Source organism: Corynebacterium sp. HMSC074C03 (assembly GCF_001838285.1).
Classification (GTDB): domain Bacteria; phylum Actinomycetota; class Actinomycetes; order Mycobacteriales; family Mycobacteriaceae; genus Corynebacterium; species Corynebacterium amycolatum.
Genome location: NZ_KV836209.1, coordinates 1 through 4,936 on the forward strand (window position 1 = coordinate 1; position 4,936 = coordinate 4,936).

Below are 4,936 nucleotides of genomic sequence, written 5' to 3' on the forward strand. Positions count from 1 at the left end.
GCGGAGTGTACTTAGCGACAATGTCACCAAAGCCATCCCAGAACTTAGCCTGCGCATCTTCAGACGACTTACCAATAGCAGGCAACAATTCATTATTAACAAAAGAAAGCAAACGAGGTGCGACATGTAAGGTTCCAACTTGTTCGTACTTCATATTAGAACTCCTCTAGTTCGGTAGATTTGAATCTTTTCTGTTCGTTGGCTTAATAGCTTCGAGGCAAGTTCAGAACTTGATTCGACACGAAGTTAAGTATCATCTCCTCGCTTACCGGGGCGGTGCGAAAAAGCCTGGCTGGCCAGTACAATTCCGAAACCTCATAGTCTTTGGTGAATCCATTACCACCGTGGACTTGAATCGCTTTATCAACCGCACTCACTGCCGCTCGAGCGGCTGCAAATTTCGCATAGTTTGCTAATTCACCCGAGTTCTCCCCGGAATCAAAAGCGACAGCAGCTTGATAGGTCATATTCTTCGCGAGCTCGATTTCAATCTTCGATTCGGCTAGCGGATGCGCTATCGCTTGGTGCGTGGCTATGGGTTTACCCCATACCTCACGATTACGGGCATAGTCTGCGCCTAAATCTATAGCTCGCGAACCAATTCCCACACAGAATGATGCCATCAGAATTCGCTCGGGGTTCAAACCGGCAAAAAGGGCTTTTAGTCCACCATCCGATGCCCCTATTACGTCAGCTTTCCTGACGACGACGTCATCGAAGTGAAGTAACCACTGCGAATCCGCACTAAAAGTCTCTGTGGCGATGCGGTTTTTATTTACGCCGATGGCATTAGTGGGAACGATACAACACTGGAGGTTATCCCCTCCCCTATCAAACGCAGCCTTGGCAACTACCAAGATGTAGTCCGCTTCGTCTACCCCTGAGATGAAGCATTTATTCCCGTTCAGGAGATAGCTGTCACTATCTCTTTCAGTTAAGACTGTCTTGATTCGATGGGTATTACTTCCTGCATCAGCCTCCGTAATTGCAAAGGAAAACTTCAACTTCCCTGACGCAATACCCGGCAAATACTTTTCTTTCTGCGCAGCTGATCCGCCTTTTAACAATATGGAGCCGACAATTCCCGGAGACATAACGAGTAAAACGGGCAAATGGCCATGCCTCGCTAACTCTTCGGCAACAAGACTTAGACCGACCATTCCTTGGCCGCTGCCACCGTAACGCTCCGGTATCCCCAGCCCTACTAAGCTTGATGCGGACAGACTCTCCCATAGCTCTTCAGCTGGTTGAAGACTTGCGATTTTCTTCTTCCGATACTCACGGTCATATTGTTCGCTGATTCGATTTACCGTGCTGGCAACAAAGTCTCTAAGTTCTTTGTGCATGTCATCTCCTTGAACGCGGCGGAATATTTTGCCCGCGCAACATTCCGACACTAATAACTAATCCAGTCTCAACCTGCTTAATCTCTATCCGCCAAAGCTGACTGCGCTCCCCCTGATGAATTGGCTCTCCGACCGCTTCCAAAGCACCGCAAGCTACGCTCTTTAGAAAATCAGTTGTATTTGAAGTCCCGACAAAAACGTCTTTTTTACCTTGATCAATTAGCCATGCATATCCTCCTGCGGACCCGACTGCTTCTACAATCGACGCCATCACGCCTCCATGAACGATTCCGGCTGGCTGATGAAGCGTGTCATCGACCGCAACCTTCGCTCGAACAAGGGACGGACCAACTTCTAGGTATGTAAGATTCAGTTTCTCATCGAAACCATGCGCCATACTTTTAGCCAGCAGAGAACTGAGTCTCTCGCGTCCTCGATCATCGGCAATTTCGATTCTCACTTCTAGACTTTTCTCCCTTGAACAGCAGCGACTTCTTTCAAAAGCGCTTTGATTTCACGGTTTTTTCTTTCTTTATTTCCATCGAAGTCTGATTTGAATACGTACCCAGCTCTCCGTGAAAGTTTCTGCATCTGCGTCACGTGGGGCTTCCGCACCCGCGTAAAATGTTCAATCGCTTCTACTAGGGTTTTGCGCCTGTCAACCACCTGCCCAAGGACGTTCGCCAACTCATGGCAATCGGCTAGCGCTTGGTTTGCCCCCTGCCCCAGATAAGGAACCATCGCATGTGCCGCATCGCCTATTAAAACCACTCGTTCCCGATGCCAATTACCAAGACCTTCGACATCAGCCAAACTCCAACTAAAGCAATTAGTTGCCCGTCCTAATAAATCCGTTAGGGTGCAATCCCAATCTCGAAACTGGGTTCGTAACCAGCCAGGGTCTACAGGACAAGACCATGAGCTGTCACTTTGAGGCAGTTCTTCGACATAACATGCCAAGTTGAGAAACTCGCCACTTTTAACTGGATAGGCAAGAACTACTTTTCCTCGCCCCATCCACGCTCTAAAATTATGAAATCCGATGTCATCACTGTGTCTGCGTACTAGCGTACGAATAGCAGCACCGTGGGACTGGTTGAGTTCAGCTTCAGGACTCACGAAACTTCGCGTAATGCTTCGGATTCCATCTGCCCCCACTACAAGGTCAAAACACCTTTCGGTCCCATCTTCAAATTGAATCCTTGCCGATGACTTATCAGAGTCAACCTTGGTAGCCTTCATCGAGGTTTTAACTGCACCACCATCATCGAGGTTTTTCAGCAGAGCGTCATGAACATCGCCGCGATAGATTGAATAGGATTTTGCACCGGAACTCAGGGATTCCATTACATCAACCGCAAGAGGATTCCCATAGACATCCATCATCCTGGATTGGTCTACTAGAGCAGCAGTTGCAAGGATTGATTCAGTGTTTACGATTTGCTCAAGAACTTGCAAGCCAGTTGGCTGAATCGTAAATCCAGCACCAATTGGTTCAAGCCGTGATGTCTTTTCGAAGATTTCAGCCTCTATGCCCTTCCGTCGTAAATGATTAGCTAACGCTAACCCGGCTACTCCGGCTCCAACGATTCCAACTCTCATCGGGCATCCTTTCCAACGCCGCGCGTATATTTCTCTCTGGCGAAAAACGAACCAACTAGAGCCATGGCGATAACTCCCATAGCCATATAGAAGCCCGCATTCTCTAGTCCCCGCGAGTCAATAAGAAATCCACCGGCCAATGGCACAATGCTGGCGCTGGCATAAACCCCCAAACTCAACACCGCTGTAGCACCTGGAATCTGTGGCGGTTCAACGTATTGGTGGATCAGTCCAAAACTCCCCAAATTGCTGATTCCTTGACCGGCACCCATCAGCCCAGCGCTCACCACAAGAAGTATTAAGTTGTGAGAGTTAACCGCGAACACGAAAATGACCATCGCCAGAATTATGAGTGCAAGCGACGTACGAATATGAGCCATACTCGTAAACCGACGTACTAACGTTTGTGCAATCGGGCTCATGACGTACATGCCGCCAGCCATCAATCCCGCCCCCAGCGGACCAGTCGCTCCACCAAGTCCGGCAAGAAGGGTCGGCGCCAGTGCCAAAATAATTGCTGCGGCTGTCATACCAGGACCAAATGCTCCAAGCCCTGTAACAATAATTCGACCGGTACTTGCCTCCAGCCCTCTAAAAGGCAGCCACGACTTCACCGGACCAGTCGGAGACTCTGCTTCCGATAAGACTACAAGTAGTGAAAGCATTAACAATGCGGCCATAAGCACAAAGACTGTTTTCGTCGGCCACGGTAACAGTTCAGCGATAAACCCAGCGAAGAGCGGTCCCCCGGCAAGACCAATAGCAATGCCTAAAGTAGCCACGAAAGTGGATTGTTTAATGCGGTCTTTGCCGGCAACAGCCTGCACTGCACTAGGCCCTAGAACCAGCACTAGTCCTGTACACAGCCCCGTTAGAACGCGAGCAATAAGAAGGACTCCAACATTTGTGCCAACTATGTAGAAAATACAGGAGACAATTCCTAGCCCACAGGCAATCAATTGCATCCTTTTTCGACCCCAGACTTGCCCCAAACTCGGCGCAACCAAAAATGCTGGAGCAAGCCCACCTAGGTAACAAACGAAAATCACTGTTAGCACACCAGATGAAAAGCCAATCTCATCCCTAAAAAGCTCCATCAGAGGAGTTACTAGATTTGGCAACATAAAAGCTGCAACTAAAGGAAGCGCATATACCCCCAGCGGAAAAGACTTTTTTCTCATAGCCCATATACTAACCCCCTCAGGGGGTTACCTCAAGGGTGTAGGATTAAATTCATGAAAATCTCTTCAGAACAGCCAACTGAATCGTTGAACTTTGTGTTCTACGGGGAGCGTCCTTGCCTGGATTTTGCCAACACACTGAGGCGACGTAGAGACCCCCTCCACCCAACGGTGGACCTATTGGGCCCAACTAAATCGTTAACAAACTGGATTGATACCGGACGATCCAAAGCATCGTGGGCAAAATATTTACCCGGGCTTCAAATGAATACCGATGAGATTAACGCCCTACACATTGGAGAACTCCGTGACGCAATAATCCTTCTTGCCGAACACAAATTGGAAGACTCGGGAAACACGAGCACCAAAAGCCTTATCACAGCAGTAGACACACTTAACAAATGGAGTGCAAAAGCCCCTCAATATTTCTTATCTATGAAAGATGATTCCGAAGGCTTTCTACTTCGTCCAACGCTCACACCTGAACAAATTCTTGGATTTGTCGCACAAGACGCAATTATCTTCTTCGGTACCGAGAGCTCAAAACGCCTCAAAACCTGTTCCCATGAACGCTGCGGAATTCTATTCGAGGACCGGTCAAATGGCATGAAAAGGCAGTGGTGCTCAATGAAAGAGTGCGGTAACCGAATGAAAGCTCGCCGATATACACAAAAAGGAGCGACCTCACTAGATTCCCAGCAACGGGAAAACCAATGAGGTCGCTCGCCAGCTAACCTAGACTAGCTTCTACGCAAAACCGTCGACAGATTAGCAATTAGTCCTGGTCGATGCCCTCGCGCTTCTTGA

The 4,936-nt window shown here is 48.6% G+C and carries 5 protein-coding genes; 1 reads left to right on the plus strand and 4 read right to left on the minus strand.

What is annotated here, in order from left to right; all coding sequences use genetic code 11:
* Positions 1 to 203 precede the first annotated feature (203 nt).
* The 4 genes from HMPREF2847_RS04945 to HMPREF2847_RS04960 are packed head-to-tail and all read right to left on the minus strand — an operon-like array spanning position 204 to position 4,129.
* On the minus strand, positions 204 to 1,346 hold the full coding sequence (locus tag HMPREF2847_RS04945; RefSeq protein WP_070851714.1) for an acyl-CoA dehydrogenase family protein: 1,143 nt from the start codon (positions 1,344 to 1,346) through the stop codon (positions 204 to 206).
* A 1-nt stretch (position 1,347) separates the two neighbouring features.
* Positions 1,348 to 1,806, minus strand: a complete 459-nt coding sequence (locus HMPREF2847_RS04950) for a PaaI family thioesterase (protein WP_083327320.1) — start codon at positions 1,804 to 1,806, stop codon at positions 1,348 to 1,350.
* Between the two features lie 2 nt (positions 1,807 to 1,808).
* Positions 1,809 to 2,948 (minus strand): FAD-dependent oxidoreductase, encoded by a 1,140-nt coding sequence (locus HMPREF2847_RS04955; protein ID WP_070851715.1) that lies wholly within the window; start codon positions 2,946 to 2,948, stop codon positions 1,809 to 1,811.
* Positions 2,945 to 4,129: an MFS transporter gene (locus tag HMPREF2847_RS04960; RefSeq protein ID WP_070851716.1), complete on the minus strand. Its 1,185-nt coding sequence runs from the start codon at positions 4,127 to 4,129 to the stop codon at positions 2,945 to 2,947. Before HMPREF2847_RS04960 ends, HMPREF2847_RS04955 begins: the two co-directional genes overlap by 4 nt.
* A 54-nt stretch (positions 4,130 to 4,183) precedes the next feature.
* Between HMPREF2847_RS04960 and HMPREF2847_RS11235 the strand changes: the two genes are divergently transcribed.
* Positions 4,184 to 4,846 carry a CGNR zinc finger domain-containing protein gene (locus HMPREF2847_RS11235; protein ID WP_083327321.1) on the plus strand — a complete coding sequence of 221 codons (663 nt, stop codon included), beginning with the start codon at positions 4,184 to 4,186 and terminating at the stop codon, positions 4,844 to 4,846.
* Positions 4,847 to 4,936 lie beyond the last annotated feature (90 nt).

What these genes read in the sequence shown, in the direction of transcription:
- HMPREF2847_RS04945 (WP_070851714.1), bottom strand. Translation starts at nt 1,346, where the DNA reads ATGCACAAAGAACTTAGAGACTTTGTTGCCAGCACGGTAAATCGAATC.
- HMPREF2847_RS04955 (WP_070851715.1), bottom strand. Translation starts at nt 2,948, where the DNA reads ATGAGAGTTGGAATCGTTGGAGCCGGAGTAGCCGGGTTAGCGTTAGCT.
- HMPREF2847_RS04960 (WP_070851716.1), bottom strand. Translation starts at nt 4,129, where the DNA reads ATGAGAAAAAAGTCTTTTCCGCTGGGGGTATATGCGCTTCCTTTAGTT.
- HMPREF2847_RS11235 (WP_083327321.1), top strand. Translation starts at nt 4,184, where the DNA reads ATGAAAATCTCTTCAGAACAGCCAACTGAATCGTTGAACTTTGTGTTC.